4 protein-coding genes are annotated in these 3,485 nt (G+C 56.2%); 3 read left to right on the top strand and 1 reads right to left on the bottom strand.

Annotated elements, in window-relative coordinates; translation table 11 throughout:
* Positions 1-229: integrase core domain-containing protein (locus tag CINSTRO3249_RS14135; protein WP_143146879.1), on the top strand; the 229-nt coding region annotated here is incomplete at its 5' end.
* Between the two features lie 44 nt (positions 230-273).
* Here CINSTRO3249_RS14135 and cpxP read toward each other — a convergent pair.
* Positions 274-762, bottom strand: coding sequence for a cell-envelope stress modulator CpxP (gene cpxP, locus CINSTRO3249_RS14130; protein WP_074013732.1), 489 nt, complete (start codon positions 760-762; stop codon positions 274-276).
* A 149-nt stretch (positions 763-911) separates the two neighbouring features.
* Here cpxP and cpxR point away from each other — a divergent pair, with 149 nt between their 5' ends.
* Complete coding sequence (gene cpxR, locus CINSTRO3249_RS14125; protein WP_074013731.1) at positions 912-1,610, top strand: envelope stress response regulator transcription factor CpxR; 699 nt, start codon at positions 912-914, stop codon at positions 1,608-1,610.
* A complete protein-coding gene (gene cpxA / locus CINSTRO3249_RS14120) occupies positions 1,607-2,980 on the top strand; it encodes an envelope stress sensor histidine kinase CpxA (RefSeq protein WP_074013730.1) in 1,374 nt (457 codons plus the stop codon). Before cpxR ends, cpxA begins: the two co-directional genes overlap by 4 nt.
* The last annotated feature ends 505 nt before the right edge of the window (positions 2,981-3,485 follow it).

Raw genomic sequence — 3,485 nt, 5'->3', positions numbered from 1 at the left:
CGGCGACTCCTACGATAATGCGATGGCAGAGAGTATCAACGGGTTGTACAAAACGGAGGTTATCCACCGCGGGAGCTGGAAAAACCGGACGGAAGTGGAGTTGGCCACGCTGGACTGGGTGGACTGGTACAACAACAGAAGGCTGCTCGGGCGGCTGGGTTACATCCCTCCTACTGAAGCCGAAATGAACTATTACGCTTTGCAATTAGCATCAGAGGAAGCGGCGTAGTATTGCCAAAATTACTCTCTAATAAACTCGGGGTTATTCATTCTTTATTCGTTTACTGCTGGCTTCTGGGCAGAAGTCGAAATCTTTTCCGCCATCTGCAGCTTTAAATCACTTAATCGCTGCAGATGCTTTTGCTCTAGAATCTGTTGCTGTTCCGGCGTAAGCAAGTTATACATTTGGTTGCGCACCCGGGCCATTTCGACCTGACGAGCAACCTGCTCCTGGGCCATCTTTTCCGTCTGTTCCCTGACGGCAGCCTCGTCGAAAGTTTTAGCGGTCACCAGCGTATGCAGGCGTTCCATTTCGCTAACATTTATACTCGGCGTATCGCGGCTGGCGAGGCTCATGAGGTCCCGCATTTGTTGCCGCTGCTGTTCCGTCAGCTTAACGCCATCAAACATGCTGTAATGGCTTTCCTGTATCCGATGCGTAAGGGCATCCTGTTGCCAGCTTTCCAATGTATTGTTTTTAGCAGCTACAGTATTAACAGAGACAAGCGCGGCGGCGATGAACAAGAGGATGTTTTTGTGCATCCCGGCCCCCTTGGCATGTTTCTTTGTCGCTATATGATGGAAGTTAGTTTACCCAAGCCGCTGCAAACATGCGTCAGGCGGTGTAAAGCTACGTAAAGTCATGGATTGGAAGGGATTGATGACGTATTTTGCGTCAGGAGGTGAATAAAATGAATAACATCCTTTTGGTTGATGATGACCGCGAATTAACGTCGCTGTTAAAGGAACTATTGGAAATGGAAGGCTTTAATGTTCAGGTGGCCCATGACGGCGAACAGGCGTTAAGCCAGTTGGACAGTTCCATTGATCTCTTGCTACTCGATGTGATGATGCCGCGTAAGAACGGCATTGATACGCTTAAAGAGCTGCGTCAGCAGCACCAGACGCCGGTGATTATGTTGACCGCCCGCGGCAGCGAGCTGGATCGCGTGTTGGGCCTGGAATTGGGCGCGGATGATTATTTGCCCAAGCCGTTTAACGACCGTGAACTGGTCGCGCGCATCCGGGCTATATTGCGCCGTTCACACTGGACTGAACAACAGCAGACCGGCGAGGCCGGCACGCCGTCGCTGGAGGTCGATTTTCTGCGCCTGAATCCGGGCCGGCAGGAGGCCACCTTTGACGGAACGCCGCTGGAGTTGACCGGTACCGAGTTTACGTTGCTGTATCTGCTGGCGCAGCATTTGGGCCAGGTGGTGTCGCGGGAACATTTAAGCCAGGAAGTGCTGGGCAAACGCCTGACGCCGTTTGACCGGGCCATCGATATGCATATTTCCAATTTGCGTCGCAAGCTGCCGGAGCGCAAAGATGGGCATCCGTGGTTCAAAACGTTACGTGGCCGGGGCTATTTGATGGTATCCGCTGCATGATCAATAGTTTGACCGCACGCATTTTCGCCATATTCTGGTTGACCCTCGCGCTGGTGCTCATGTTGGTACTGATGGTGCCCAAGCTGGATTCCCGGCAAATGACGCAACTGCTCGACAGCGAGCAGCGCCAGGGCGTAATGCTGCAACAGCATGTGGAGGCGGAGCTGGCCGCCGATCCGGCCAACGATTTGATGTGGTGGCGCCGGCTGTTCCGCGCTATCGATAAATGGGCGCCCCCCGGCCAGCGTTTGATTCTGGTGACCAGCGAAGGGCGAGTCATCGGCGCCCAGCGCAATGAAATGCAGATTATCCGCAACTTTATCGGCCAATCGGACAATGCCGATCGTCCCCAAAAGAAAAAATACGGCCGCGCCGAACTGGTGGGGCCTTTCGCCATTCGCGACGGTGAGGACAATTATCAACTTTACCAGATTCGCCCGGCCGGCAGCGCCCAGTCGGACTTTATCAGTCTGTTGTTCGATCGCCCGCTGCTATTACTGATTGTCACCATGCTTATCAGTATCCCGCTGCTGTTATGGCTGGCCTGGAGCCTGGCCAAACCGGCGCGTAAACTAAAGCATGCCGCCGATGAAGTGGCGCGCGGGAATCTGCGGCAGCACCCTGAGCTGGAAGCGGGGCCGCAGGAGTTTCTGGCGACCGGTGTAAGCTTTAATCAGATGGTCAGCGCCCTGGAACGGATGGTTACCGCGCAACAGCGCCTGCTGTCCGATATCTCCCATGAGCTGCGCACGCCGTTAACCCGGCTCCAGTTGGCCACCGCGCTGATGCGGCGACGGCACGGCGAGGGACACGAGCTTGCGCGCATCGAGACCGAAGCGCAGCGGCTTGATTCGATGATTAACGATCTGCTGGTGCTGTCCCGTAATCAGCATAAAAACGAGCTGTCGCGGGAAGTGCTGAAGGCAAATGATTTGTGGTCGGATGTGCTTAATGACGCCACGTTTGAAGCCGAGCAGATGGGAAAAAGCCTGGAGGTTACCTCGCCGCCGGGCAACTGGACACTGCTGGGCAACCCCTCCGCACTGGACAGCGCGCTGGAAAATATCGTGCGCAACGCCCTGCGTTATTCGCACCAGCGTATCACGGTCCGGTTCAGCGCCGATCAGCAGGGGATTACCATCACCGTGGATGATGATGGCCCCGGCGTCAGCGAGGACGATCGCGAGCAGATTTTCCGCCCGTTTTACCGTACCGATGAAGCGCGGGATCGCGAGTCGGGCGGCACCGGTCTGGGGCTGGCGATTGTCGAAACCGCCGTCATGCAGCACCGCGGCTGGGTCAAGGCCGAGGACAGCCCGCTCGGCGGATTGCGGCTGATTATCTGGCTGCCGTTATTGCCTCAGCGCTAAGCCAGGCCCGGCGCGAATGCCGCAGCCGCAGCCCGGCATAGAAAGCCGCCGGTTCAATTCACCGGCTGCCAACGCCCCTGCCCGGGGACGACAGACCTCGGCGCGCCATAAGCATGGCGGCTAAGAAGTGAAGCCACGCGGCGCACCTTAGCATGACTAACGGGGGTGAAGCCCCGCGGCGCACCTCAGCATAGCGACCAAGAAGTGAAGCCCCGCAGCCCAGCTCAGCATAGCGACCGAGAAGTGAAGCCACGCAGCTCAGCTCAGCTCAGCTCAGCTCAGCTCAGCTCAGCATGACTATCGAGGGTGAAGCCCCGCAGCGCATCAGTAAGTGGCGGCAGGAGCGAACATTTTTTGCTATCCTGCGCCCTGCTTAAGGGCATAGGTATCTACACATTTATCGTGATACCTGTTATTACTTTGCAGAATGATTTCAACCTATCTGTTGGCGGGATTGACTCTCGCCTTACCCGCCGATATCAGACGCTGGTTAAACAGCATATGA

Source organism: Candidatus Sodalis sp. SoCistrobi, from assembly GCF_900143145.1.
Lineage (GTDB): Bacteria > Pseudomonadota > Gammaproteobacteria > Enterobacterales > Enterobacteriaceae > SoCistrobi.
Note: the sequence above shows the minus strand (reverse complement) of the source record. Positions and strands in the feature narration are given on the sequence as shown.